This window comes from Salinisphaera sp. G21_0 (genome assembly GCF_017744115.1).
Taxonomy (GTDB): Bacteria; Pseudomonadota; Gammaproteobacteria; order Pseudomonadales; family Endozoicomonadaceae; genus Endozoicomonas.
On sequence record NZ_JAGHQW010000031.1, the window covers coordinates 43,891 to 70,589 of the forward strand.

General features: G+C 48.5%; 17 protein-coding genes. 9 read left to right on the forward strand and 8 right to left on the reverse strand.

Features of this window, described 5'->3' with window-relative positions:
- Positions 1-192: 192 nt before the first annotated feature.
- From pilB to J7439_RS15235, 3 genes are all read right to left on the reverse strand, one after another.
- Positions 193-1,905: a type IV-A pilus assembly ATPase PilB gene (gene pilB / locus J7439_RS15225; RefSeq protein WP_209202836.1), complete on the reverse strand. Its 1,713-nt coding sequence runs from the start codon at positions 1,903-1,905 to the stop codon at positions 193-195.
- A gap of 271 nt (positions 1,906-2,176) precedes the next feature.
- Positions 2,177-4,057 (reverse strand): DUF1302 domain-containing protein, encoded by a 1,881-nt coding sequence (locus tag J7439_RS15230; protein WP_209202837.1) that lies wholly within the window; start codon positions 4,055-4,057, stop codon positions 2,177-2,179.
- A 473-nt stretch (positions 4,058-4,530) separates the two neighbouring features.
- Positions 4,531-5,859 carry an ankyrin repeat domain-containing protein gene (locus J7439_RS15235; RefSeq protein ID WP_209202838.1) on the reverse strand — a complete coding sequence of 443 codons (1,329 nt, stop codon included), beginning with the start codon at positions 5,857-5,859 and terminating at the stop codon, positions 4,531-4,533.
- 212 nt (positions 5,860-6,071) lie between these two features.
- On the opposite strand from J7439_RS15235, the gene J7439_RS15240 reads away from it, so the two are divergent.
- The 3 genes from J7439_RS15240 to J7439_RS15250 all read left to right on the forward strand — a co-directional run bounded on the left by J7439_RS15240 (position 6,072) and on the right by J7439_RS15250 (position 10,455).
- The gene (locus J7439_RS15240) at positions 6,072-7,400 is read left to right on the forward strand and encodes a hypothetical protein (protein ID WP_209202839.1); all 1,329 of its coding nucleotides are present in this window, start codon (positions 6,072-6,074) and stop codon (positions 7,398-7,400) included.
- 476 nt (positions 7,401-7,876) lie between these two features.
- Positions 7,877-8,122: a hypothetical protein gene (locus J7439_RS15245; protein WP_209202840.1), complete on the forward strand. Its 246-nt coding sequence runs from the start codon at positions 7,877-7,879 to the stop codon at positions 8,120-8,122.
- Between the two features lie 488 nt (positions 8,123-8,610).
- Positions 8,611-10,455 carry a hypothetical protein gene (locus J7439_RS15250; RefSeq protein WP_209202841.1) on the forward strand — a complete coding sequence of 615 codons (1,845 nt, stop codon included), beginning with the start codon at positions 8,611-8,613 and terminating at the stop codon, positions 10,453-10,455.
- Between the two features lie 338 nt (positions 10,456-10,793).
- Here J7439_RS15250 and J7439_RS15255 read toward each other — a convergent pair whose 3' ends face one another.
- Positions 10,794-11,258 (reverse strand): hypothetical protein, encoded by a 465-nt coding sequence (locus tag J7439_RS15255; protein WP_101746581.1) that lies wholly within the window; start codon positions 11,256-11,258, stop codon positions 10,794-10,796.
- A gap of 366 nt (positions 11,259-11,624) precedes the next feature.
- On the opposite strand from J7439_RS15255, the gene J7439_RS15260 reads away from it, so the two are divergent.
- The gene (locus J7439_RS15260) at positions 11,625-12,584 is read left to right on the forward strand and encodes a LysR family transcriptional regulator (RefSeq protein WP_209202842.1); all 960 of its coding nucleotides are present in this window, start codon (positions 11,625-11,627) and stop codon (positions 12,582-12,584) included.
- 58 nt (positions 12,585-12,642) lie between these two features.
- Here the strand turns inward: J7439_RS15260 and ilvM are convergent, their stop codons facing one another.
- Positions 12,643-12,903 (reverse strand): acetolactate synthase 2 small subunit, encoded by a 261-nt coding sequence (gene ilvM, locus J7439_RS15265; RefSeq protein ID WP_209202843.1) that lies wholly within the window; start codon positions 12,901-12,903, stop codon positions 12,643-12,645.
- The gene (gene ilvG / locus J7439_RS15270) at positions 12,900-14,555 is read right to left on the reverse strand and encodes an acetolactate synthase 2 catalytic subunit (protein ID WP_209202844.1); all 1,656 of its coding nucleotides are present in this window, start codon (positions 14,553-14,555) and stop codon (positions 12,900-12,902) included. The genes ilvM and ilvG overlap by 4 nt, the downstream gene beginning before the upstream one ends.
- Before the next feature lie 342 nt (positions 14,556-14,897).
- Between ilvG and J7439_RS15275 the strand changes: the two genes are divergently transcribed.
- From J7439_RS15275 to J7439_RS15285, 3 genes are all read left to right on the forward strand, one after another.
- On the forward strand, positions 14,898-16,658 hold the full coding sequence (locus J7439_RS15275) for a SufS family cysteine desulfurase (RefSeq protein ID WP_209202845.1): 1,761 nt from the start codon (positions 14,898-14,900) through the stop codon (positions 16,656-16,658).
- Between the two features lie 123 nt (positions 16,659-16,781).
- Complete coding sequence (locus J7439_RS15280) at positions 16,782-17,837, forward strand: YopT-type cysteine protease domain-containing protein (RefSeq protein WP_209202846.1); 1,056 nt, start codon at positions 16,782-16,784, stop codon at positions 17,835-17,837.
- Positions 17,821-18,204: a CesT family type III secretion system chaperone gene (locus J7439_RS15285; protein ID WP_209202847.1), complete on the forward strand. Its 384-nt coding sequence runs from the start codon at positions 17,821-17,823 to the stop codon at positions 18,202-18,204. The genes J7439_RS15280 and J7439_RS15285 overlap by 17 nt, the downstream gene beginning before the upstream one ends.
- A 39-nt stretch (positions 18,205-18,243) precedes the next feature.
- Here the strand turns inward: J7439_RS15285 and tcdA are convergent, their stop codons facing one another.
- Complete coding sequence (gene tcdA, locus J7439_RS15290; protein ID WP_209202848.1) at positions 18,244-19,044, reverse strand: tRNA cyclic N6-threonylcarbamoyladenosine(37) synthase TcdA; 801 nt, start codon at positions 19,042-19,044, stop codon at positions 18,244-18,246.
- A 467-nt stretch (positions 19,045-19,511) separates the two neighbouring features.
- Between tcdA and J7439_RS15295 the strand changes: the two genes are divergently transcribed.
- On the forward strand, positions 19,512-22,331 hold the full coding sequence (locus J7439_RS15295; protein ID WP_209202849.1) for a hypothetical protein: 2,820 nt from the start codon (positions 19,512-19,514) through the stop codon (positions 22,329-22,331).
- A 58-nt stretch (positions 22,332-22,389) separates the two neighbouring features.
- On the opposite strand, the gene J7439_RS15300 is transcribed toward J7439_RS15295, so the two are convergent.
- Positions 22,390-24,783 carry a Lon protease family protein gene (locus tag J7439_RS15300; protein ID WP_209277552.1) on the reverse strand — a complete coding sequence of 798 codons (2,394 nt, stop codon included), beginning with the start codon at positions 24,781-24,783 and terminating at the stop codon, positions 22,390-22,392.
- A 223-nt stretch (positions 24,784-25,006) separates the two neighbouring features.
- Between J7439_RS15300 and dacB the strand changes: the two genes are divergently transcribed.
- Complete coding sequence (gene dacB / locus J7439_RS15305; protein WP_209202851.1) at positions 25,007-26,416, forward strand: D-alanyl-D-alanine carboxypeptidase/D-alanyl-D-alanine endopeptidase; 1,410 nt, start codon at positions 25,007-25,009, stop codon at positions 26,414-26,416.
- Positions 26,417-26,699: the final 283 nt, after the last annotated feature.

The following is a 26,699-nucleotide window of genomic DNA, read 5'->3' on the forward strand; positions in this document are numbered from 1 at the left end:
ATGAGGGTGTTGCGAAAAGCCTCAAAAAGCCTTGAACCACAAAGGCACAAAGACACAAAGTTATTTTGGGTTTGCCTGAGCTACGCTCAAGAAACAAAAAAGGCTTCCTTTGTGTCTTAGTGTCTTTGTGGTTTAAGGCTTTTATACCTACCGCTTCACCTCATGGAGCAGCGGGAAACCAGCAGTGTCTGGTTAATCCTGTGTTACCCGGTTAACCTCTTCAAGGCTGGTAACCCCCTGCAGCGCTTTCAATAGCCCCGATTGGCGAAGGTTGTTAAAGCCTTCTTTCTGGGCCTGTTCCGAGATTTCCAGAGAGTTACCTTCGGCCATAATGATCTGCTGCATACCGGGAGTGATCGACACCACCTCATAAATACCCACACGACCTTTGTAGCCGCCCTTGCAGCTGTCACAGCCTTTAGGGCCAAAAATCTCGGCGGAATCCGCCTGCTCTTCGGTAAAGCCCTCTTCCAGCAGTGTTTCCTTTGGGATTTCAACCTTTACTTTGCACTGGCTGCACAGTCTTCGTGCCAGACGCTGGGCAATAATCAGACTGACCGAGGTTGCAATGTTAAATGATGGAACCCCCATGTTCTGCAAACGGGTCAGGGTCTCTGCCGCACTGTTGGTGTGCAGGGTGGACATAACCATGTGGCCGGTCTGGGCCGCCTTGATGGCAATATTGGCTGTTTCCAGGTCCCGTATCTCACCCACCATGATGATATCCGGATCCTGACGCAGGAAAGCCCGCAACGCCTGGCTGAAGTCCATACCCTGCTTGGGGTTAACGTTCACCTGGTTAATACCTTCCAGGTTAATTTCCACCGGGTCCTCTGCGGTGGAAATGTTTCGCTCATTGGTATTGAGAATGTTCAAACCGGTATAGAGCGATACCGTTTTTCCCGAACCGGTGGGGCCGGTAACCAGAATCATGCCCTGTGGCTGGTGCAGGGCGGTCATATACATCTCTTTCTGACCTTCTTCGTAGCCCAGGGCATCAATCCCCATTTTGGCACTGGAAGGATCGAGGATACGAAGTACGATTTTCTCGCCCCAGAGCGTCGGCAGCGTGTTGACCCGAAAGTCGATGGCCTTGCTTTTCGACAGCTTCATTTTTATCCGGCCATCCTGCGGCTTTCTGCGCTCGGAAATATCCATGGCCGACATGATCTTCAGTCGTGAAGCAATCCTGGACCCGAGGGAGACCGGGGGGCGATTGACTTCATGGAGCACACCGTCGGTTCTAAAACGAACCCGATAGGTTCTTTCATAGGGCTCAAAGTGCAGATCCGATGCACCGCCTTTGATGGCAGACAGCAGCATCTTATTGACGAACTTCACCACCGGCGTATCATCCTCTCCGTCGCCGCCGGAGGTTCCCAGGCCATCATCTCCTGAATCATCAACCGCACTGACGTCAAGATCTTCAAGACCGACCATCCCATCGTCGTCGGCAAACATGCCACCGGTATCATCCAGGGCAGTATCAATCATTTTCTCCAGAATTTCGGGCTCCGACAGGACCGTATGAATGGTCAGGCCGGTATTAAAGCGGATTTCATCCAGACCCTGAAGGTTGGACGGATCAGAAACGGCGGCAAACAGGTGTGAGCCCCGCTTGATCAGCGGCAGCACATTGTGCTTTCGCATCAGTTTTTCTTCGACGACGTCTTTGACGAAATGCTCTTTGTCAAAGGCTCTGAGATCGATCACTGGCAGGCCAAACTCTTCGGCAGTGGCGAGAGTCAGGGCATTACCGTTGACCAGTTTTTTTTCCAGCAGATATCGGGCGAGCGGCTTGTTGGCCTTGGCAGCAGCGGCTTCAGCGTCGTGAATGTCGGCCTCTTCCATCAATTGATCGGCCAGCAGGCGGGCAGCCAGCCCGGTCAGAGGTTTGTTTGCCATAACCTGTTTCTGTCCCTGGAGATTGAATTCATTGTCAGGGCCTGATGATGTTTCGCTGAACTGGCAACGGGGCATCAACAGGCTCTTTGTAATATATCAGCATAAATGGCGGATGGTTAAGGGTGGTTTTGTGCGGGGGGATTTTATCGGCCTGGGTTTTTGTCGGGAATCGTCCGGCTTTAATGGGGGATTTTGCATGGGCTGCGAGTTTGGATAGGCCCTCCCGGGGTACCGAGGGTTTCGCAACACCCTCAGTACCCTGGGAACCAGGTTAGAAGGTATAACCAACCGTTCCGGTAATGGTGCCTTTACGCAGAACGTTGTCGGCATCGCCACCCCAGGTCACTTTGGCCATCATATCGTCGTATTTGGCGGTCAGGCCCATGTTGATCCTTTTCTCGCCTTCTTCAAAGCGACCAGAAAAATGGGAGTTGCCATTAACGTCATGAGTAAAGCGGAAAGTGGACTCAAGGTTCAGTCCTTGCATTGCGACATCATTCCAGTTGGCACCAACCATCATGTTGTAGCCCCAGCTGTTTCGGTCGAGGCGTTCTTCCTCATTGATTCCTGATCCAGCGCCCTTTCCTAAGATTTTGCCATAGTATTTATCATTCAGACCCGCTACTTGCTCAAACGCAGCTTCAGCAACAACGTACATCAGATCAGTGCCAAGAACAGCTCCAAATGGTTGGATGACAGATAAAGAGGCATCCCACATTGGAACTCTTTCAATGTTTTGATACCACTGATCTGTACTTGCTATAGCACCGGTTGCCTTGGAAGCCTTAAAGTCCTGACCTTGAGAAATCTTTCCAAGAGCAGCCGAAGTACTTTCAAGGATATCGTCTGGATGGTCAAGCCAGATTGGTGCATTTTCTCTATAGGTGATTTCACCGGCAATTTGTGTGTAGCCCCAGACTTTGGTATTGAAGCTGGCACCCCAGAGTTTAATGTCTTCTGGGTAAATTACTCGGGCATCAACACCTTTTGAAAGCATATAAAGAGTGGCAAGTTGGCCTCCTGCCAGAGTTGGATTACTTGCGCCAGCCAGATACGCAGCTATAGCTCCTGTAGGGCTACCGACTAGATTCAAGCCTTCCTGAGCAGCACTTTGTGAAACTCTTGCTTCAATAAATGGATTACTTGAATGATAGTTAGAATAATAAAGGGCAAATTCGGTATCAGGTAATGCCTCTGGCGAGAATGTAAACTTCACTCCCCACTGGCCAGAATCCTTGGCCGCTTCGACACCACCTACATTGGCAACCTTTCCGTAGTCGGCAGCTTGCAGAATACCAGCTTGCTCCAGTACAGCATCCTGGCCTTTCAGTCCGAAATCCGATAGTTCATAGTAGGCAAAGTCAGAGCCCGGAACAAACAGATCTGAGCCAGAACCGTAAGTACCACGCCCCAGCATAATTGATCGTTCCCAGTCGTATTGGGCAAAGGCTGACAGTTTCATTTCATCATTGAACTGGAGGTCTGCCATCAGCATGCCCTGGGCAATGTTCAGATCACCATCAGAGCCAGGGAGGGAAGAGAGTGCAACATCATAGGCGTTCAGATCTCTCAAACCACCGGCGTAGAAAATGGATTCGCCCCAGTTATGGGTCTGATCACCCAGTTTAAGGCTGAGTTTCTGGCCGCCTTCAAATGTCCAGTCACCGTATAAATAAGCGCTTTGTAACTTGACCCCCCGGCCTTGATTATCTTTTACTTCATCAGACCAGCCGTTAAATGTTCCAGTCTCATCGTCAAAGCCTTTTGCAAAATCCTTAGCGTTATTGGACTCCCACTTGTTGCTGCCATTCATTAGTACATGGTCGTAATAAGCCGTAGCACGACCATAGAAACCGTAGTTATCTTTTTTCAGGTCCAGCTCAGAAGTCAGTTTGAGAGCCTTGCTAACAAAGCCTTTATCAAAAGAACGATCACCGTCGTTCTCATTTTTCTCAGAGCCATCCGGTGTTTCATAACCTTCCAGATCATACTTGGCCCCCAAAGTAATGGTAGTATTGAGAGTCCCCTGCACTTCACCATCCATTGCCTCAAACTCATAAGCTTGGGTAGAAGCAGCGAAAAGCAGTGAACCGGATAAGACAAAACCAGCGGTTGCAGGTGCGAGCTGCAGTCGTTTTTGTGGTGTCAACATGAGATGGTGTGTCCTTGCCGTTTATTATTAGAGTTATTTTTTCCACCAATGGAGCATTCTAACGACGCTGTAGCGCGGGTAAGCCGGATTCCTTTACAGCCCCGGAATTCCTGAAAGATAGTCCCCACTATCACCGGTTACCTGACTACTTGAACCACAGTTGGCTATATATACGACGATGTTTAGAAAGTGCTCTTGGTATTATTTTTATTGTTCTGTGTTTCGGCCTGTCTATTTGTACTAAAGAGCATAGTGGTATGCAAGAAATTTATACCCTGTCTGGTCATTTCCTTCTTGATCTTTTTCCCCTTGTTTTACAGGGCTTTTCTTCCTGTCAGAGCGAGCTGTCTGGTGGTTACCTGTGATGGGACAACCAGTTTAACCTGTGTCTTTAATGTGAGCTGGTGCTCTTTGTGGGATAGCAAATCAACAGCTATAGCCCTCGTAGACACAATGGTTTTCATTAGAATTCATCATCTGTCAGAGATGAATTTTTCGAATTTTCCGGGAAGATTGAGGTCCTTGATGCTTCTGCGGATTGGGAAATTCAGTTCGGGACGAATGACGGCACGGCATACGTTCTGAAGTGTTGGCACTGTTTCTGCCTTGCTGACCAGCTTATCCAGTAAACCCAATAGATTCTCCAACGATGCCCGCTCCTTACGCGTGCAACCGGAGGCCAGTTTTTTTTGAATATTTGAACGATCGATTGCTAATTTTTCCAGATATTGTTGGTATTTTTGCCGGAGTCTGGTGTGTTTTATTGAGTTTGTTGGGGCAACCAGGAAGGTCTCTAACATTAATTCTAATGGTTCAATGAATTCAGCTAACTCTGTAGTGTCGATGGTCATTGGGTCGGCACCGCTTTCCAGCAGTGTTTGAATCATTGATTTTCTGACGTTTGCGCTTTCTTCTGCATCTTTGCCTTTATACAGCAGGGTAAACCTTAATGCCGTCATCCTCTTGCACTCGCCCTTGTAGGACCAGGGCCCGGTAGTCATGTTGGGGTTGGCTTTATGAAGCAACAGGGCTTCCAGCAGATCGGATTGTCCCGCTTTTGCCGCCATATGAAGCGGCGTCATGCTATCACCGTGATGACCGGCATCGGGAGTGGCCCCCAATTCAAGTAGCTTGAAGCAAGCATCCCACTGCTGGCGGTTTGAGACGATGGTCAGTAATGTTTGCTGCCCGGAATCGCTGTCAAATAATTTATCCTTACAGCGGTAGGCTTTATCAAAAAAATAAATCATCTCCCTGGTACTGATGGCCAGCATGGTAGGGATGAATGCAGTATCTTTGGGCTTTAAAACATGTTTTTCAACCAGAGACTTAAGGTATTCAATTTCGGTCGTGTTAGCCGGTTCTTCTGAACCAAGAAGGGCTATCCCTGTTACTTCTTTCTTTGGCGAATGATGGGCTTCAGCAATCTGATATTTGTACTTCATTGTTTTGGTGCTGATGACCAGTCTGTCCCCATCTTTCATTTCACTTCTGAACATGGGAAAAACGCTTGAGGGGATGATTATCTTGGCATCTTTAGCTATATGGTATTCATAGGGGTTATTGCTCCTGGCCCCGTCATAAATGGCTGAATCAAAAGTACCCGTTTTAGTCATATACAGGTGAGGGGGGTGATAGATCGCCCGAACGGATACACCGTTGAGAGTGGTTTTAAGGCCTGTTTTATCCGGGATGAATTCACTGTCGTCGGATGCAAATCGTTTAGGGTCATAATGTTTTTGATGAGCGCCATAAACCCTGTCAACAGAGTCAGAGAGGAATATGGTTTTGGTTATATACATACTGATAACGAGGGCTTTTTAGGTCATTCAGTGATTGATCAGATAATGCCATATATATCCCATCACCCAATATCTCAGGCCATAAAACTGTTTTAAAGTTCCGTCATTTTTTCCTATTGTGTTGTTGATAGCTGATTGCCATCAACCCGTCATTATCGTTATGGTATACGCGCAATAAATTTAATAAAAACGTTACTTTACCGAGCCTGCCTATGCGTACCTTATGTTTTCTGCTGTCTTTGCTGATCTCTGCCCAGGCGTTTTCCTGGTCCAACCACACTCTGGTCACTCACCAGATGCTGGCGACACTGCCGCCGGTTCGGGATGCTGCGCCGGTGACAGTGGAAAGTCTGGAAAGCTTTCTGCTGGCTAATGAAGAGGCGCTGGAAGCGTTTCTGGATCAGCAGGAGCAGTGGATGCAGGAAAATTTATGGCACTATGCGCCCCGTCCGCAAGATCTGGCCTTCACGGCGACGGGCAGCAAAGAGGATATTCGTACCCGCTTTGCCCATGCCATTCGTGTTAACCCGAATACCAAATGGCCTCTGTATTTACAGCTTCTTCCCGGGGAAAAACGATTGTCGCCACCCATTAAGCCCCAGTCAGTGAGCACACTGAACAGTTTTGATCATCTGGGGTCTGTGCAGTTGGTTCAGCTACAACCGGGGGATAAGGCCTCAGCCATCGATATCGTCACAACGGCCACGGACGAACCGGATCACGGGCTGGATATAGGCCTGTTTACCGACAGCAATACCGACTACGGCAAGATCTATGGGTTTGGTAAGCAGCCGTTTGGTAATCCAAACCTGGAATATGGTACACAGGCACCTTTCCACATGGGCTTTTACCATGAGTCCTCGGTGCTTTATGCTCTGGGTGGTTTTTTAAAGCAGACGTATCCGGAGTATCGCATCCAGTCCTTTAAGCAGCTTTCCGAGTTTGCCTTCAGTAAGGGGCATGATTACTGGGGATGGCGTTTTATGGGATGGGGACTCCACTATCTCAGTGATTTTTCCAACCCGTATCATGTGATGCCGGTACCGGGCAATAATACCATGGCAACCCTGTGGGTTGGCCTAATGAACCTTGTGGGTTTTCCAAAAGGGCAGAAAGAGGCGATCCAACTGGCATCGAACCGGCACACAGTCCTTGAAGATTTTCAAAGCCAGGTGATGAGTCAGGCTTATGCAGAGAAAAACCTGCAACACCCGACCATTCAGGCATTAACGAGACAAACAACCGCCAGGGTTTATGAGGATGATCATATTGTTACGGTCATTTCCAGGCAGGCTTATGATAAAGCGCACGATATTCACGAGGTGCTGGAACAGACCATGCCGGAACACTACGTTGATGATCCCATGGTGGAATATTCTGAACTGAATACCAGGTCTTCGTTGCAGGCAACGGTGTTAAAGACTTCCGGGGAGGATGGCTATAACCGGTTGATAGCGGTTATCACCGATTTGCTGGGTGGGTTTTCTGAGAATGGTGCTTCCTATGTGGAGGCTATTCTGTCTGCCAATACACGCTCTTAGGGTAGACATTAAGCTTACCCTCCATTTTCAATGGCTTTTGAATGGAACCACGAAGGACACAAAGAGCACGAAGGAAAAGAAAATCTCTTCTTTGTGCTCTTCGTGTCCTTCGTGGTTTTCCATCTTTAACTTCCCGAAGAGGGGAGTAGACGCTTAATGTCTACCCTAAGAATACACGCTAGGAGGCCAGGTTGGATTGAGTCGGCAGATATTTATCCCTATCACATCGGTGAGTTTTATACCGTTGCCACCTACGGGGCCCCTGTCCTTCCATTGATCCATTCAATTGGAAGGACAGCTTTCATCAGAGATGCTGCAAAGATTTCAAATAATGTGAAAATCACGGAACGTTCTTGCAAAGTCACAGTCCAACCTGACTAATCGATCAGAAATGTATGAAAACATCTGCTCTACTACTTAACAACAATTGAGTAAAGCAGCTTGACTCAGTGTGCAAGCCTGGCTGACCTCTCAAGTTGGATACTATTATGATACCCGCCTCATTTGAAAATACCCTTTCGACACGCTATCCAGAACAGCAAGAAGAACAAACGACCAGCCCTACGCTCCCACTTGTGAACATTGATTCATCGGAATTAACACCAGCACCACAAGGTATCGAGCTGCATAGACGCTCAAAAATAACAGTGATTAACAAATTTATCTTGCGATGCCTGCTTCGCAAATCTTATCGATTGAGCTTAGGTCTTACAAAAAAATAATGACAAGATTGATACCTATCGCCGTGAATTTACAAATTCTGCTGCTCAGAATAATCCGTTAGATACTTATAGAATCAACAAATCCAGGTTCAGAGATCTGAAGTCCAAAACCAATGAAAACCTTCGGTTACCCATACTCAGGCATAATAACACAAGATACGAAGCGCTAAAGACCAGAGTTGGAGAGCAAACACAGAGAATAAATGCACTTCTGGAAGATAATTTAAAATATGCTATCCAATCATTTTCCAATATTGGTCCCTTGCTTGACTTCGTCGCATCAGAGTTGTCTGAGTTTATGGTATTGTTCAATACGTTCAGTTCGTTACAGGAGTCATTAATAACGTTATTTGACAAGGACCAGCACCCCGGTAATGCCGAGACTCTTCAGTTGATATACATGCTTTACTGGCGGATCAATCAGGAATCAGGGGGGGGAACATAACCACTCAGGTGCTCATCAGGAGTTGAAGGAAATACTGAGTGACATGGCCGTCAAGACTATGGGCTGTGATCTTGATTCACTCGATACTATGGAGTTATTAAAAAAATTCATTGAAAATAATCACTGTTATATCAGCATTCTGTCAACTTCAGGTCATAAAGCACTTATTCAACATTTGATAAACAGAATAGAGCGTTTACCAAAAGAGATGGTGTGTGCTGATTCACTATTTTTAATTAATGAAAAAATGGAAAGCCTTTTTAAAGATGATGAAAACACAATGCTCAAAAAGGCATTTTCTGTATTGTGCAATGAGGCCAAATCATTAGTTGATAGTAAGGCGGCTTTTTACAGAGTATATTTTGCTGGACTGGGCCAGGATGAGGTAGCCAAAAGAATATTCAGCAAAATGCATGCATCTATTAACAACTTTGATGATGCTCTGGAGGCATTTAATCAATTCAGTCAATTAAGCCCCAGTATTCGTAAGGAGTTCTTTGATGGCTTATATGAAAAAGTGATGTCCTGTGCTGTCAGCGCTGAACATTTTCACCAGCTCGCCTTAAACCCTGATTTTGATAAAGATCATAGCAAATTATGTCTGGAAGGTTTAGCAAAGGATCCATGTCATATTGAGCTCAAAGAACTTCATAAGAATCTTATTGAAAAGAAAATCTTCCAGCAGTTTGATAAAGCTGCTGAGAAATCAGCAAATGATTTTATTGAAAAGTGTCAGTCACAGATTCAGGGGATTGTTGAATTACGCAAAACTGAGTATCAGAATCAATACTCCGCCACAACCCCAGAGCTAACCAGGCGATTTGATGAAAAACTTATAATGGCCCGCAAGGAATTTAAAGAAGCTAACTATCTTTTCAGACATATTGGCAGTCGTAATGATATCAACATAACAAACTTTCAAGAAACTTTAAATAAAGCTGTTCGGCTTGCCATGGAGGCTATGATAGTGGCACCCACAGACGAAATGAGAAAAACGGGCGAAGAAGTGATCGAATCATATTTTAAGGAAATACACAGGTCGTGGCATGGTCATAAAAAAATGTTTAAGAAGCCAGATGCTATAGTTGAAATCATTAGTAAAATCAAAGCTAATCAAACGATAGAAAACAAATATAAGAATATAAAAACCACGGCTATTTGTAATCTCAAGGCCCAGTTAAACTCTGAGGTGTCAAGTAAATTATGCGAAATCAATGAAAATGCGAAACGGAAAAAGGAAGAATTAAGTTTCTCATTGCAGTTGCTCCACCAGCAACTTGGCAGTTATTACTCTGACTTGACTCAAATGAAACCCACCGAAAGATATTTTCTGGTAGACGGCTTTTGGATGCCGTATCTGTATGTTGCTTTATTCCTCACTCCGGAACGTACATTCAATACGGCTTATGGATCTGATTCTGGTGAATTGTGTGTAGATCGTCCTCCGTCTACGTGTGCAGAAAATTTATCCATACCCGCTTCCGGCTTTTCAGGTGATATTGATGTTGGGGGTATTGCCAGTCTGTCTCTTGATATAAGTGCATACTTATCATTAGGCAACGTTGATCTTGCCTCTGAATTAGTCGTTTCTTCCGCAGACATTGGAGACGTTGCAAATGATGTTGCCGGTTTCTATTCAGGTGTTCTCAGTTTAGGTAGCCTCGGTGTGAGTAGTCTCAGCTTAAATAGTTCCGGTGGAGGTGGGCACAGTGGAGGTGGGTACAGTGGAGGTGGGTACAGTGGAGGTGGTTACAGTGGAGGTGGTTACAGTGAAGATGAGTACAGTGGAGGTGGGTACAGTGGTGGTGGGCACAGTCGAAGTGATTATGATGGAGGTGATTACGGTGGCGGCGGTTTTGGTGGAGGCGGTTTCGGCGGGGATGATTGATTACTGAGGTGATTATAATGTAACCCTATAAAATTCCTTACTTAGAGATCAATAGCTATTTTAAGCGAACGGGTTACGGAGTTTTTCAGGGAAATCGCTGATCAATTTGTCTGCGTTGTACAAAAAATAACCATGGTTTTGTGAGGCTTGAAAATAGTGCGGTGCAGTCAGTTATCCACAGGTCATTCAATGGTTTGATCAATGAATCTGTTGATGACTAAAGATTGAGCTATATAACCAGAAATAGTTATTCACTTTTATCCATCAAAAAATAAGCCCGGAACTTGCCGGGCTTATTCTTTCAAGTGTTGAGAGGGCAGGGTGAGACCACTTCCTTATCAGTGACGGGTTTCACTGGCGGGGAGAATGTTGGGGTGATCCAGCCAGTCTTCAGGGTTGTCATCAATGGTATCTATGGCTTCTGCTTCTTCAAGCTCTCCTCGTGTCGCCAGCACAGCCAGCTCTTTGGCAAATTTTTGCAACAGGTTAATAACATCATCACGATTACTGTTCAGGCTTTCATCGATTTCAATACTGAACAGAGGCGAGGCGTCATCCGCAAGCTCATCCTCTTCCTTGCGAACAAGGACCATGTGCAGGCCGGAAAACTCGTCATCACTGACTTCAGCCAGTTTAAAGGTAATAGACTGTGCTTCCCGAAGAATAGACAACAGTTTCAGGGCTTCGGCAGCACTAAGATCTCCGGCATCTACACGGGCTTCAACATATTCTCTGGCCGAAAGACCAGAGGCAATATAGTTATCTACCAGATCTTGAATACTCTTGTACTTGTTTTGGCTCATAGACCCTCCTGAAAGCTGTTTCAGCGGATGCCTGACCCGTAGTTTGTCAGGCGCCAAGGCCAGATTCACCAGAGCCAGAGAGCGTTCTCAATTAGCCATGAGACCAGTACTTCAAACGTGTATTCAGACATGGCCATTTGCCTGATTGAGAATGTCCTCTGACACTGATTCCTGTTTCCAGTGTACCTGATTAGCGATGAATGTATAGGGAATAATACTGATGAAGTTAAAGTGGTATAACTATAGTCTCGTGGTCAAATTGGCCTGGGCTTTTACAGGTCAGCTGTTTTTTTTCTCTGAGCTGATTGATCAGGCTCTTTTGTTTTAGATGGTGCTTTCAATCTTTGGGGTGCCTGTTACCAAAGTATGAACTTGTACAGACTTAACCTGAACCTTTTGCCGGGCCTCAAGGCGTTACTCGATACTCAAAGTGTTTCCCTGGCTGCGAAGCAGATGCATGTTACCCAGTCCGCCATGAGCCGGACCCTGGCTCAATTGCGTGAAGCCCTGAATGATCCGATTCTGGTCAGGCAGGGCAACCGTATCTTTCTCTCTGAGAAAGCGCTGGCGTTGAAAGACGACGTGAACCGTGTGGTGACGGAAGCCAGCACCATATTTGAGAACCAGCAGTTTGACCCCTGGATTACCGAAAAAAACTTTACCATCGCCGGGACTTATATTGTTCTTGAGCAAATCCTGCCGCAAATTCTGCACCAGTTCTGGAAACAGGCACCGCATTTTAATTTTGAACTGTTACAGTTCAGCCCGCAGCTGGATAAAAAGCTGGAGGCCGGTCAGGTCGATCTGGTGCTTGGGTATGTTGGCAAGCCACCTGCCGGTTTCAGTTATGAGCTATTAATGGAGGATAGTATCTGTGCCCTGGTGCATGAGGATCATCCTCTCGTTGATCAGGAGATGACCATCGAAGACTTTGAGCAGTACCCGGTGATTCGCCACTCTTCGTGGATGGGAAGTTCTCATTTCATCAGGGACTACCTGGAAGGCCTCAGTGAGAAGATCCGTGTGGTTGCGAAAACACCCAATCTGCCCATCGGTTTGCAGCTGGTAAAGGACACCCACCATATTCTGATCACAATGGAGAGAGCGGCTCGTTACAACACTTATGTCCAGGATATGACAATGAAAACCCTGCCCGGTAAACCTCCCAGAGTCAGCTACTATGTAGTGTGGCCGGAGTATTGGGAGCATAACCGGGCGCATCGCTGGTTCAGGGAGTTCATCATTAATCGCTTTCGTCTCAAGTTGAAAGAGATGGAACGACAGGAGGCTATTATCAATGGTGAAGTGGATGTGCTGACTCACTGAACTCGCCGGTAAGGGCATGATTCATCCGGCCAGGCTGTAGCCAGCCTGGCCGGATGAATCAATAGCTGCCGACATCAGTATTGGACGTTGTATCAATGCATCTCAGTGCCAGCACATCATGGAGTTTTTCAACCTGGGTAATCAGAAGATGCGCAGGTCGTGAGCTGGAAACAGTCATGGATAACTCAATTCTGCCACCGCAACGGGAAGGCATCATGCTCATGGTGCTCAGAGTAAAGCCCCGGTGTCTGATAACTCTGAGTATCCGCTCCACTACATCAGGCTGTTGATGGCATTGCAGGTATAACTGGAAACTCATGGGTGTTGCTCCAACATTTCATGGTTAGCGGCTCCCGGTGGTACCAGGGGCCATACGTTTTCCATGGCATCAATGCGCACATGAAGCAACCATGGGCCACTCACACTCAACATCTCATCCAGGGCTGACGTTACCTCATCGCGATGAGTGATGGTTCTGCCGCCAATACCAAAGGCATTGGCCAGGGTAATAAAGTCGGGGTTATCGGAAAGATCGGTTTCGCTGTAACGCCCTTCATAAAAAAGTGCCTGCCACTGGCGAACCATGCCCAGCTTCTGGTTATCCAGCAGGACTATTTTAATCGGCAGCTGTCTTCTTCTTATGGTGTTCAGCTCTTGAATATTCATCATAAATGAACCATCACCGGATACCAGAATGACAGTGTCATCCGGCCGTGCCATGGTAGCGCCGATGGCGGCAGGCAGACCAAAGCCCATGGTACCCAGACCGCCACTGGTCAGGTGATTACGGGTGTGGTGAAAAGCCATATGCTGGGCAACCCACATTTGATGCTGCCCGACATCACAGCTGATAATGGCATTATCAGGCAGCTGTCGGGATAGCTGGTTGAGCAGAAGGGGTGCATAAATTGCCTCACCGGGTTTGTCGTATCGCCATTGATGTTCTTCTTTGAGTTGCTGACAGTGGCCGGGCCAATCGTTGACGGGTAAAGCGATGGACAGTTCTTTCAGTACCCACGGCATGGGCTGATGAAAGACGACATGTGCCGCTCTGCGTTTGTGCACTTCTGCCGGGTCAATATCGATGTGGATAACTTCTGCATCAGGGGCAAACGTGTCCAGTTTGCCAGTCACCCGGTCATCGAAACGGGCACCCACAACAACCAATAAGTCACACAGTTGTACTGCCGTGTTTGCCGCCCGGTTGCCATGCATCCCCAGCATGCCAAGATAGGCCTCGTTGTCCGGAGGTACAGTACCAAGCCCTTTTAATGTGCAGACACTGGGCAGGCCGGTCATTTGCAGAAAATGACGCAACGCTGGTGTAGCACCAGCCATATTCACACCACCACCGATATAAGCGATGGGGCGGGATGCTGACCGCATAAGTTCCAGCGCTTGATCAACGCTGTTATGGGCTGCCTTATCAGGGTGGAAACCGTTCTCAACCAGGTCGAGTGGTGGCTGCCAGTTGGCGGAAGCCTGTTGTATATCTTTGGGAATATCCACCAGGACAGGGCCCGGTCGCCCGGAATTGGCCAGAGTAAATGCCTGATGAAGAGTTTGGCAGAGCAGGTCCGGCTCTGTCACCAGGAAACTGTGCTTGGTGCAGGCCATGGAAAGCCCCAGCATATCAATCTCCTGAAAGGCATCGGTACCCATGGCACTGGTGGGTACCTGGCCGGTAATGGCAACAATGGGGACAGAGTCCATCATGGCATCTGCCAGTGCAGTGATCAGGTTGGTTGCACCAGGGCCTGAGGTGGCAATACAGACACCGGTTCGCTGGCTTGAGCGGGCATAGCCAATAGCGGCGAAACCGGCTCCCTGCTCATGGCGGCAGAGCAGGTGCTCAACAGGGGAGTCAAGCAGGGCGTCATACACCGGCATAATGGTGCCGCCGGGATAACCAAAAACGGTATCAACACCGTGGTGAACCAGGGTTTGGACAATTGCTTCAGCACCATTCATATCGATGATCCCCCGACTGCCAGATGTTGAGGGTAATCGCTGCAGATAGAATGACAGGCAGGATAGTGACAGATAGCACGATCAGGTTAAGCATGACTTTTCTCCTTTATCAGGTATAAAAAAACCCCCGGACCTTTCGGTGCGGGGGTTTTGTAACAGCTGTTTATTCAGCCCACAAAGCCACCCGCGGTGATAATAATCACCACGTTAAGAATGACTGTTTGGTTCGGGGCTGAAAGCATCATAGGTTTATCAGTTTTAAATGTTTAACGTACAGGTTATATAGCACAACATTATTTGCAGTGCCAGAAACCCAGAGGCATGATCACCATGGAGGTCATTATGAAAGGCCAGCCCGACACTCAACCCACTGTGCTGGATGTTGATAACCTCCGGCAGCAGTTTCCCCTGTTGTCACAGACCGTGCACGGCCATCCGCTGGTCTACCTGGACAATGCGGCAACCACACAGAAGCCGGTGTCGGTTATTGAGTCGCTAGACCGCTATTATCGGGAGCAGAATGCCAATGTGCATCGGGCAGCGCACTTCCTGAGTGCCTGCACGACCCATGGGTTTGAAGCCGCCAGAGAAACCACCCGCCACTTTATTAATGCCCGTTTTACGGAAGAGATTATCTGGACCCGGGGCGCGACTGAAGCCATCAATCTGGTGGCCAGCAGCTGGGGGCGAAGCCAGCTGAAGGCTGGCGATGAGATTATCCTGAGCCGCCTTGAACACCATGCCAATATCGTTCCCTGGCAACTGCTGACTGAAGTCACCGGGGCAACCATCAGGGTGGTTGAGCTGGATGATGCTGGCAATCTGGATATGCAACAGTTCCGGCAATTGCTGTCGGATAACACCAGACTGGTGGCAATGACCCATATCTCCAATGCCATTGGTACGATCACTCCCATTAAAGAGGTTATTGAGCTTGCCCATCATGCCGGTGCCCTGGTTCTGGTGGACGGTTCTCAGGCTGTTGCTCACCAGAAAGTGGATGTTCAGGCGCTGGGGGCCGACTTTTATGTGTTTTCCGGCCATAAGGTCTATGGCCCTACGGGAATCGGTGTGCTGTACGGGCGAAGAAAACTGTTGGAAAACATGCCTCCCTGGCAGGGCGGTGGTGAGATGATTGAGCATGTCAGCTTTTCCGGCACGCGCTTTAATCGCCTGCCGTTCAAATTTGAGGCAGGAACCCCCAATATTGCCGGTGCCATTGGTTTAGGCAAAGCGCTGGAGTTTTTAGCGGATATTGATGTTGCCGCCATGCAGGCCCATGAACATCAGCTGCGTCAGCTGGTGGAGGAGGGATTAAGCCAGATAAGCGGTATCCGCCTGATTGGTCAGGCAGAGTGGAAAGCGCCCGTCGTGTCGTTTGTCTCCAGTGAACACCATAATCAGGACATCGGGCTGATGCTTGATCAACAGGGAATTGCCGTGAGAACCGGGCATCATTGTGCCATGCCCCTGATGGAGAGCCTGAACCTTAATGGAACGGTCAGAGCTTCTTTTGCCCTCTATAACACCATCGATGAAGCCAGGGCTTTTGTGGATGCCATGGACAAGCTCCACCATTCACCGCTGTATATTGCTCACCCGGAAATGAACAGTGATCAGGATGAAGAGCCGGGCAAGACCCAGACAATGATCAGTGAGGCTACTGACCTGCCAGAGATTTTTCGTCAGCAGTCTCTGAACCTTGCTTCGATAACAGAACGGTTGAATGGGCTTTCAGGCTGGCAGGAGCGTTACCGGCAGATCATGCTGCTGGGCAAAGAGCTGCCTGTGCTGTCAGGGGAATGGAGAAATGATGATGCCCGACTTCATGGTTGCGAGAGCAGTGTCTGGCTGCATCATCACTATGACGATGAAACCATGCGCCTGTACTTTATCGCTGACTCCGATGCGAGAGTGATTCGGGGGCTGATAGCCATTGTTCTGGCGGTATTCTCAGGGAAAACACCAGCAGAGATTGAACAGGAAGATATTGAGCTGTGGTTCCGTGAGTTGGATCTGTTCAATCATTTGAGCCCATCCAGGGGCAATGGGCTTAAGGCGATTGTCAGGGAGATTCAGGCAATTGCTTATCGCTATCGTTAAGTTGGGCTCTGGCCATTTTTGATCGAACTTAATCCTGACCCGGGGTGACCGATAATACCACTGATTATATAGAAAAAGACATCAGATTCATTATGTTGCTGAAATTAAAGAAGAATAAAATCGATGGATTCCATTCCCTCTTCTCCCCCAAATGTTAATAGCCCGGGCATTGGTAACGGAAGCATGGATGACCGGGCTTCTGGAGCGGGTAAACTGGGGGAGTATTCATTATCTGCCAGTCTACCGGATGGTAATGATGAGAAGAAGGAAAGTATCGCCAGATTATCTGCCCTTAAAGCTCAGCAACGACCTCTGGAGCCCCCCTCTCTTGAATCGAGACTCTGTTCTATTGCCCAGTCCCGAAAACCATCCAATAGCTTATTTTACCCAATCAAGGCGGTTGGCAAGAAGGCTGTGAATCTGGGCAGCAAGATCTTTCATTGCCTGATCTGGCGAAGCATTACTCCGGTACGGAAATCGGTCGTAAAGGCTGGCGGGGAAATGACATCCGTGTTTTCTCAGGGTAAGGGGAAATGGCTGGAAAATATGATATGGGACAGAACGACGCGATCAGGTTGTTGCTGGGCCCTGTCTTTGGACTGGTTAAAACATCGCGCCCGGGGTACCTCTCTGTTCGATGAAATACATGATGATCAGCAAAACGGGGAAATTAATCCGGAAGTCTTTGAAAAAATAAGGGCTTTGCAAGAAGCGGGTTCAAGCAACCAAAATTTCTACACAGACCAATGGCTGCGTATGAACGGGATGACCCATTTTGAGGTTGTCGGTAACTCTGCTATTGGCAGCCCCTGGCCCTGGTCCCAATATCTGACTTCTGATCAGAAGATATTGGTTTACCAGGATAATTTTCCACAAAAGCTGGCTGAGACCATCCTTGATCATGGGAACCGCTTGTCTGGCCTGAAACTTGTTCGTATTCGTGGTCGTAAATATGATCATGCACTGGCGGCTCATATTGATCCAGACAATGGCAGTGTGACTTTTTTTGACCCTAATTTTGGAGAGTTCCGGTTTTCCAGCGGCCAGGCGTTTAAACAGTGGTTTGTGGAACAATTCTGGCCTAAATCAAGATATGGAGGAGTTGTGCTCAGAATGAATCAAAATTTTGCTGTTAAACATATCGCCTACTCAGGAGAAGACAGTGAACGCTCAATTTGAATATCTGGTCAAACAAGTTCTGCTGACTATTGGGCTTGAGCTGAAACCCACTCCGGAAGGGCTCTACATCATGGAGGTTGATGGCAAACTTGATATTTACCTTTCCTGCCACGAGGATAAGTGGTTTTTGCTGTATTGTGAGCTTGGGGAAGTGAACGACGAGAGTAAAATTCTGGCCGCTACCAACCTGTTTGGAAGGCAGTGGCCTGCTCATATTATCGGGCAGTGTGAAGAAAAGATCATTTTCTGGTCACAGTACTGCCTGGATAGCCTGACTCCGGTGGAACTGAAATCCTGGCTGGAGCGGTTTATCCAGGATGCCGAGGGGCAGCTGAGCGAGCTGTCGGCATTCGATATGGGAGAGTGATCATTGATTAGTTGCATACTCCTTTCGGAAGAGCCGGGATTAATCAGCCTTGGCCAACTTCTCAATAATTCGCGCAGCCGCAGCAAAACCGAAGGTTGCAGTCACTGCGGTGGCCGCGCCAAAACCACTGGCACAGTCCATTTTCATTGAGCCTTCACCGGTTGGTTTGGTCTGGCAGATGGTGCCATCAGCCTGTGGATAAACCGCCTGCTCGGTGGAAAACACACAGTCTACCCCAAACTTTCGTTTGTTATTCTTGCTGAAGCCATGACGGTCACGAAGCTGGTTGCGCACTTTTCTTGCCAGAGGGTCGTGCCAGGTTTTGGTCAGATCGGTGATCTGAATCATGGTGGGATCCATCTGTCCGCCAGCACCGCCTGTGGTGATGATTTTGATTTTGTGACGTTTGCAGTGAGCGATCAGCGCCGCCTTAATCCGGAAGTTGTCGATGGCATCCAGCACATAGTCAAACTCGCTGGTGATCAGTTCCTGAAGATTATCTTCTGTAATAAAGTCTTCAATGGTCTGACATCGACACCCGGGGTTTATCTGGGTAAGGCGTTCGGCAATCACCTCAACTTTTGAGCGACCAATGGTGTCCGTAAGCGCATGCAATTGGCGATTGGTGTTGGTAATACAGATGTCGTCCAGATCGATCAGTGTGATGTTACCCACCGCCGTCCTGGCCAGGGCTTCTGCTGCCCAGGAGCCAACACCACCGATACCGATGACGCAGACATGGGATTGACGAAGCTGTTCAACAGCACTGTTGCCATACAAGCGGCGAATACCGCCGAACCGGTCATTGAAGCTGTTGCTGGGGGAAGAGGCTGCTGGCATTGGAAACGACTGAGATAAAACATTAGCAGCCGATTATACAACCCAAAGTGGCATTGTTTTAATCAAATTTTGCCCTGCTTTGACTCTGACTGACCTGCCATCAATGGAACCTAATAATTATTTCGAGGTCAAACTGCGGAATTTATTGTCCAGGTGCGGGAGGCTTAATTCTGAAAGCAGCATCATCAACCTGTCACCGCTCAGAGTCTGCTCGCCGTGATGACCGGCATGCCGGGCCACGCGTGGTTCCTGACCGTGCCGGAACCGCATTTAATGGTAAAAGAGTCTCATACAATCGGCCCTATAGAAGCAAAGCCAACATCCGGGGTAGTAGCAAATCTATAGAGGATGCCTTTTGGAATAAAGAACCATTACATGGACGTCAAATCACCTCGGCTGATGTACTTTCAACCTTTGAAAAAGATACAACGTCCCTCAGAAGTGGGTTCTTCCTGCAAAAACTTTGCTTGCAGAACATACGGCTGAACAACAGAAAAGTTACCCCGGACGAGGTCATTCAAGAATTCAATCGAGAGCCGGATCGACATTATAAATACAAATTAGCGATAGTGCGTTTCAAAGAGGAATGCTGTCTGAGGGGGCTGCCGCTGAAGGGCCAGAAAGTCACAACGAATGCCGTGGTTCAAGGGCTTCAGTCAGTCAGTGCAATACTGGAGCTGGCGCGCTTTAAGGAGTTATGTTGCCTGAGAGGCCTGGCGTTGAATGGCCAGAAGGTCACACCGAACGAGGTGGTTCAGGATTATCGGGCCGCCAGGGCAAACTTGGAGCTGGCGCGCTTCAAAGCGGAATGTTGTCTTAAAGGGGTGTTGTTGAATGGCCAGAGGATTCTTCCGGACGCGGTGGTTAAGGACTTTCCGGATAATCCGAGAGGCAAACTGGGGCTGGCTCGCTTCAAAGCGGACTGTTGCCTGAATGGCTTGGCGTTGAATGGCCAGCAGGTTACTGCGGATGTGGTGGTTAAGGATTTTCAGGCGGTCGGGGTATTTCTCGAGTTAGCGCACTTTAAGGAACAGTGTTGCCTGAGGGGCCTGGCGTTGAATGGCCGGGAGGTCACACCGGATGAGGTGGTTCAGGGTTTCCCGAATAGTCCGGAAGGCAAACTGGGTATAGCACGCTTTAAGGAAAAATGTTGCCTGAGGGGGCTGGAGTTGAATGGCCGGCAGGTGACGCCGGATGAGGTGGATTTCCCTGATAGTCCGGAAGGCCTGCTGGGGATGGCACGCTTCAGGGGTCAATGTTGGCTGAAGAGCCGGGCGTTGAATGGCCAGCTGGTCACGCCGGATGAGGTGTCCAAGGGTTATCAGGCAGCCAGGGCAACCCTGGAGCTAATACGTTTGAAGGAGCAATGTTGCCTGCTGGGCCAGTCTTTGAATGGTCAGCAGGTCACACCGGAGGCGGTGGTCAAGGATTATCAGGAAGCCAATGCATCATTGGAGCTGGCACGCTTCAAACAGGAATGCTGCCTGAAGAAGCTGCCATTGAATGGCCAGCAGGTCACACCGGATGAGGTGGTCAAGGATTTCCCGGATAGTCTGAATGGTCGGCTGGGGATAGCACGCTTCCGGGCAAAATGTTGCCTGATGGGGCTGCTGTTGAACGATCAGCAAGTCACACCGCAAGCGGTAATCAAGGACTATGAACGCGGTGGCTGGTGGCTCGAGCGAGCTATTTTTTATGCCCAACTGGCGTTGAATGCAAGAGAATTGAATGGCAGTCTTCTGGATAACCAGAAAGTATTGGAAGCATTTAATAAAGTACCCGGGGATAATTCTTCAAGGCAAGTCAGGTATCTGATACAACGGTTGAAACACCCTCAGCAGTACCATGAAACCAATGAAGCCCGGGAGATACTTCAAACGGCCTGGCAAATCTTAAACAGCGTATCAAGCAAAGACGATGAGCAACATCGGCTGCAAAGTCTTTTGCAATTCATGGCTATGTACCATGAGCTGCCAATTGATTGTCAGAGAGTGTCAGCAGAACAGGTATATCAATCCCTCACATTGCTGCGGAGTTCATTTCAGAATTCACGCCTGCATTTCTTCTTCCTGTCGCACTGCCATATCACGAGACAGTCTGTTAATGGACGGCATATCCATAAGAGTCAGGTGCTGGAGTGCCTGCAGAGTTTTCCCGCAGGAACCGCTCTGCGCCATGCTTTAGGCTTCTGGTTTGAACAAAGCATCTGTGAAGCCAATTTAATGGAAAATATTCTCTACAACCTGAAAGCTGTCGCTCCCTCAAGGTGGGACAGTGATGGTGCTTGCGGATACGCAACCTCTGCCAGTCAACACAGCTTCGCCAACGAGGCAGTTGCTGGCAGTGGGGCTCAGCAGTCTTTGTCAAAACAATGGTCAAAAACCGGCGAACCGGCAATCCCCGACACTCAGCTTCCCCGGTTACATGCGCTGAAGCTGAAAACATTGGAGATTATTCAGGAAGTTAATCGTTTTTATGCTGATCCACCCATCCTGATTACCGGTTCATACGCACGCTTTTTACAGAACCGCTGCTCATTATTTATTGATATTGACATTCAATGCACGTCAGAAGAGTCTGCCAGAAGATTCCTGGATAAATTGCAGATACTCAACACCGACAGTGATACAGACATTCCCCAAAGCATCATCATTTGGGCAATTCCGGGGTGTCAGGCGACTAAACAACCAAAAGTCTACAGTGTTCATCTTAATTACGGTGATCTGGGCACCAAAGTAATGGGGCTTCACATCAGTGTTGATACCGGGGTAACCGATGAGAAGGCAACACAATTGGCCGCTCCTGGTGTTGAGAGAACATTCAGCGATTTGTCGTTTGCTGAACAAATCAGATCACTGAACGATATGCTGGGATTCCTGGTTGATAACCTTGATCTGCTGACCGTGGAATTCCAAAAAGGAGCAGTATTTGAATTACCTGAAACCCTTCTTTTTAATAACCCCAAAACCCCTGATGAGCGTATTTATGGTTTGCTTACCTGTGCTCTGATGTCCCTGAGTTACGGCAGGGATTTTATTGCCCTGCACTCTTCTGGAGGCAAACCCGACTTGCCGCCTGACTCGCCTCAAGAAGCATTTCAACGCCTGCATACACTCACTGCGAATCTGCAAACGCAATTGAATAGCCACGCTTACCGTGTTGATTTTGAGCTAATAGTGAAGGGCTTGCTATCGACAATTCATAATGAAAGTGATGACGATATCGAGCGGAAGGACTTGATCAAATTACTGCTGGAAATGTTGCAGCCTCCAGGGGAGGGTCAATGAATTTTTCAATAAAAAAGCCAGACAACTGTCTGGCTTGACCGTGTATCAGTTCGTACGCTTAACTTTGGTTTTCTTTGGTCAGATCAGCGATTTCTTTCAGGCGCTCCAGTACTTTCTGGTTGATGGAGCCTTTTGGATAATTGCCTTTGCTGTTCATAACACCCGGGCGATGGCCGGTCAGCAGCTCAAGCGCCTCTTCAACATGAGAAACGGCATAAACATTAAACTTCTTGGCTTTTACCGCATCCACTACCTTGCTGTGCAACATCAGGTTCCGAACGTTTGCCTGAGGGATAATTACTCCCTGCTCGCCGGTCAGACCCCTGGCATTACAGAGATCAAAGTAGCCTTCGATTTTCTCGTTAACACCACCAATGGCCTGAACTTCACCGTGCTGGTTCATGGAGCCGGTGACGGCATAGCATTGCTTGATCGGGGTGTTGGTCAGTGCTGAGAGCAGGCAGCAGAGCTCAGCCATGGAGGCACTGTCGCCATCGATATAGCCGTAGGATTGTTCCATTGCCAGACTGGCGGAAATCGCCAGTGGGAATTTTTGTGCATAACGGCTGCCAAGATAACCGGTCAGGATCATAACCCCTTTAGAGTGAATGGCCTGACCCAGGGCGACCTCCCGCTCAATATCCACAATACCCTGGCTGCCGGGATAAACCGCTGCGGTAATCCGGGCAGGGGAGCCAAAACAGGCATCTCCCACAGAGAGCACGGTTAAACCATTGATCTTACCAATCTGCTCACCGTCAGTATCAATCAGAATGCTGCCTTCCAGCATATCATCCAGAATCTGCTTACTGACCCGGCCAGTGCGCTCGGCCTTGGCATCCAGTGCCCGGTCAATGTGCTCGTGGTTGATTTTACGGCCATTGCCGGTGCGCCGGATAAAGTCGGCCTCGGCCAGCAAGTCAAAGAGTTCACCGATTTTTGCTGACAGCTGAGTCTGGTTTTCGGTCATCCGTGAGCTTTGTTCGATCATCCGGGCAACCGCCGATGCCGACAGCGGTGGATAGTTTTCATCATCCGCCCGGTTTTTCAGCAGCTGGGCGAACGCCTGAATGGTTTCAGGAGAGCGTGGCAGCTGGTCATCAAAGTCCACCAGTACCCGGAACATTTCGTGGAAATCCGGGTCAAGTTGCTGAAGGATGTAATAAATATCCCGGGAGCCAACCAGAATCACCTTCACATGCAATGGAATAATTTCCGGGGTGAGGGTGATGGTGTTCATCAACCCCATCTCGGAGTAAGGGGATTCAATTTTCAACTGCCGCTCTTTCAGCGCCCGTTTCAGTGCTTCCCAGACGAAAGGTTCTTCCAGCAGCTTGTTGGCTTCCAGTAATAGATAACCACCATTGGCCTGGTGCAGGGAGCCGGGGCAGATCTGACGGAAGTTGGTTACCAGGGCTCCCATCTCACTGGCGTATTCGATGCGGCCAAAGAGGTTCTTGTAGTTGGGATGAGACTCATAAATAACCGGCGCAGCGGCATCGTTCTTATGGCCGACCACCAGGTTGGGGGCGTAGAGTTCTTCTAATGCTGATCGTTTGCTGGCATCTTCTTTGGACTCCATTGCCCGTTCATCCGCCAGGTATTCAATTACCGTTCTGTGCAGGTGCTGTTTGACGGCTTCCAGGTAATCCAGAACATTCTGCTCTTTGCTGTATTTTTTCAGCATAGGCTTCATCAGCGGAGCCAGAGCCTGGTCAATGGTATCCTGATTCAGATCCTGCAACTTTTCGTTGGATTCCCGTTTCCACTGGGGCAGTTCCACCAGAGACTCGTTGAGTTTGGTTTCCAGTTCACTGATGTCGTTATTGAACTTTTCCCGCTTTTTATCCGGCAATTGCGCGAACTCGGTTTCATCCATCGCCTTACCGCTGGACATTGGCGTGAAGCTCAAGGCACCGGTATCCCGGTATAAGGCGATATCCCGTTTCAGCGCTTCCTGTTCAATTTGATCGATGGCCTGGTCATAACGCTTATTAAAGCTACGCTCGATGGCGCTTTTCTTTTGCTGATAAGTGGGGTTTTCAAACGCCGCCGGGAAGGTCATCAGCAGCTTATCGATAAAACTCTCAAAGTCCTTCTGCAGGTCACTGCCCAGACCGGCGGGTAACTTCAGGGCTTTCGGCTCACGGGGGTTATCAAAGTTATTGACATAGGCCCAGTCATCCGAGGAGCTCTGTCGCTTGGCTTCTGTTTCAAGGTATTTACGGAGGTAGGACATCCGGCCTGTTCCGGACTCGCCCATGACATAGATGTTGTAGCCCGAGCGGTGCATGGCGACACCAAACTGAATCGCACTGGTAGCTCGCTCCTGACCCAGGATACCGACGTAATTTTCCAGCTCTTCTGTGGACTTGAAACCCAAATCCTTCACTGGTTGCTTAGCAATAAGCTGATTCGCTGTTAGTTTGAGTTTTTTCACAAGTCTTGCCATTTCCCGCAAATTGCTTACACCATGAGAGTGGGTGAAGCTTTTGTTATATAAATGACGCTTTTTGAGCCATACTTCACGTCCCGCTGAGCTCACAACGAAACGTCAACAGGCCCTATGGTACTCTCATTAGAAAGGTTTGTCGGCCTTGAGATCAGTGTGTTGAACTGAGAATCTATAAATTGACCAGTGATTTTAGTGTTGTCAGAGGCTGCAGAGCTTTTTTATGAACGTCTGGAAAAAATGGCTGTCTATTACCTTTATAGCTTTTGGAATTAACCAGGGTTTTGCGTCCATCAATGATGACCTGGATCGACTGATCTCCACATTACCGCCCGGGCATGTTCATTCCATTAAAGTTATTGAAGCTGAAACCGGAAAGGTGCTGTTTGACCGGAACAGTCGCTTTAATTTGCTGCCAGCAAGCACGGTCAAAGCCATCACGGCCATCTCGGCTTATCGGGTGTTGGGAAAAGAGTACCGGTACCAAACCCGCTTGCTGGGTAATAAACCCTTGTCAGAGGGAAAGGAATATGCCGGAGACCTGGTGTTAACATTTTCAGGTGACCCATCGCTGACCAGGCATGACCTTTCTGAGCTACTGGGAAAACTGATTAATAAAGGTGTAAAAGTAATACGCGGGAATATCTGGCTTGATGGTTCTATATATAGTGGTTATCCAAGAGCCGGTGGTGCAAGTTGGGATGACCATAATATCTGCTTTGCTGCGCCGGTCAGTGCCATGATACTGGATCGTAACTGTTTTTTTGGCTGGCTGGTGCCTTCTGGAACAGAGGGGCAGTTGTCAAAAATGGTTTACGATGAGCCACACTGGCAGCTCTCTGTTGATAATCGCATAGTGATTAGAAAACCCCAGGCCCATGAGCCAGACGGTTGTGTTCAGGAAGTGTGGCCATCATCAAAACATGAGTACCGTCTGGAAGGGTGTATTGCCCCTGATGCCAAACCCATGCGCATGGCATTTTCAGTGCGTGATCCGGAGCGGGCTGCCGCAAGGTTTGTTGAGTCTTTTTTGCAGGCAAACAACATCAGGCTTGAAGGCAGGGTTGTGGTTGAGAAGCCACGGGGGGATTTTACCTGGCTTGTGGCCAGTCATCGTTCTGCGCCGGTGCCTGATCTTTTACAGCGAGTGCTGGATAAGTCAGACAACCTGTACGCTGATAGCCTGTTGAAAACCATAGGGTCATCGGTAAAGGGTGAAAAGGGTTCTTACTCTTCAGGCACAGAGGCGGTTCTGGCTATGTTACGGGAAGAGGGCGTTGACTTGACCAGGGGGCGATTGGTGGATGGTTCAGGATTGTCCCGATACAACATGCTCAGTGCTGATGACTTTACTGAAGTGTTGCAAACCGGTTGGAAAAGCTGGGGGGAGAAAGCACCCTGGCTGGCCTCACGGGATGACGAACGTCGCTGGCTAAAGACTGGTTATATGAGTGGGGTAAACAGTATGGTGGGTTATGCCTTTCCGGAAAATAACGCACCTTTGATATTCGCTGTACTGCTGAATGGGCTGAGACCTGTTCAGCCAGCGACGAATGAAGAGGTAAGAGCCTTTCATCATGAAATCAGGCTGTTTCACCGGGCATTTCTTGAGCGACTGACGGACACACAATAAAGAAGGCATCAGCCTGTTGGAGGGTTGTCGTATATTGTTCTGAAAATTAACGGATGAAGTATTGCCTTCGTCCGTTTTCTCTTTATAATACGCTGCTCTTCCAAAGGCATTCCCAAAAGCTTGTCAGAGATCAGCAGAATGAATGTTCATCGCTGACCGGGAAGTGCGGTTTGAAAATGGGTTGTTTGGAAGTGAATGAAAAACAACCGGTTGACAAATCAAACTGGCGCGGTAAGATGCGCCTCCGCTGACAGGGCTTGAGAGCAACGTTAGCGAGTTGGAA

Excerpts from the sequence above, each read along its gene's own strand:
- pilB (WP_209202836.1), bottom strand. The coding sequence starts at position 1,905 with ATGGCAAACAAACCTCTGACCGGGCTGGCTGCCCGCCTGCTGGCCGAT.
- J7439_RS15230 (WP_209202837.1), bottom strand. The coding sequence starts at position 4,057 with ATGTTGACACCACAAAAACGACTGCAGCTCGCACCTGCAACCGCTGGT.
- J7439_RS15235 (WP_209202838.1), bottom strand. The coding sequence starts at position 5,859 with ATGTATATAACCAAAACCATATTCCTCTCTGACTCTGTTGACAGGGTT.
- J7439_RS15240 (WP_209202839.1), top strand. The coding sequence starts at position 6,072 with ATGCGTACCTTATGTTTTCTGCTGTCTTTGCTGATCTCTGCCCAGGCG.
- J7439_RS15250 (WP_209202841.1), top strand. The coding sequence starts at position 8,611 with ATGGCCGTCAAGACTATGGGCTGTGATCTTGATTCACTCGATACTATG.
- J7439_RS15255 (WP_101746581.1), bottom strand. The coding sequence starts at position 11,258 with ATGAGCCAAAACAAGTACAAGAGTATTCAAGATCTGGTAGATAACTAT.
- J7439_RS15260 (WP_209202842.1), top strand. The coding sequence starts at position 11,625 with ATGAACTTGTACAGACTTAACCTGAACCTTTTGCCGGGCCTCAAGGCG.
- ilvM (WP_209202843.1), bottom strand. The coding sequence starts at position 12,903 with ATGAGTTTCCAGTTATACCTGCAATGCCATCAACAGCCTGATGTAGTG.
- ilvG (WP_209202844.1), bottom strand. The coding sequence starts at position 14,555 with ATGAATGGTGCTGAAGCAATTGTCCAAACCCTGGTTCACCACGGTGTT.
- J7439_RS15275 (WP_209202845.1), top strand. The coding sequence starts at position 14,898 with ATGAAAGGCCAGCCCGACACTCAACCCACTGTGCTGGATGTTGATAAC.
- J7439_RS15280 (WP_209202846.1), top strand. The coding sequence starts at position 16,782 with ATGGATTCCATTCCCTCTTCTCCCCCAAATGTTAATAGCCCGGGCATT.
- tcdA (WP_209202848.1), bottom strand. The coding sequence starts at position 19,044 with ATGCCAGCAGCCTCTTCCCCCAGCAACAGCTTCAATGACCGGTTCGGC.
- J7439_RS15300 (WP_209277552.1), bottom strand. The coding sequence starts at position 24,783 with ATGGCAAGACTTGTGAAAAAACTCAAACTAACAGCGAATCAGCTTATT.
- dacB (WP_209202851.1), top strand. The coding sequence starts at position 25,007 with ATGAACGTCTGGAAAAAATGGCTGTCTATTACCTTTATAGCTTTTGGA.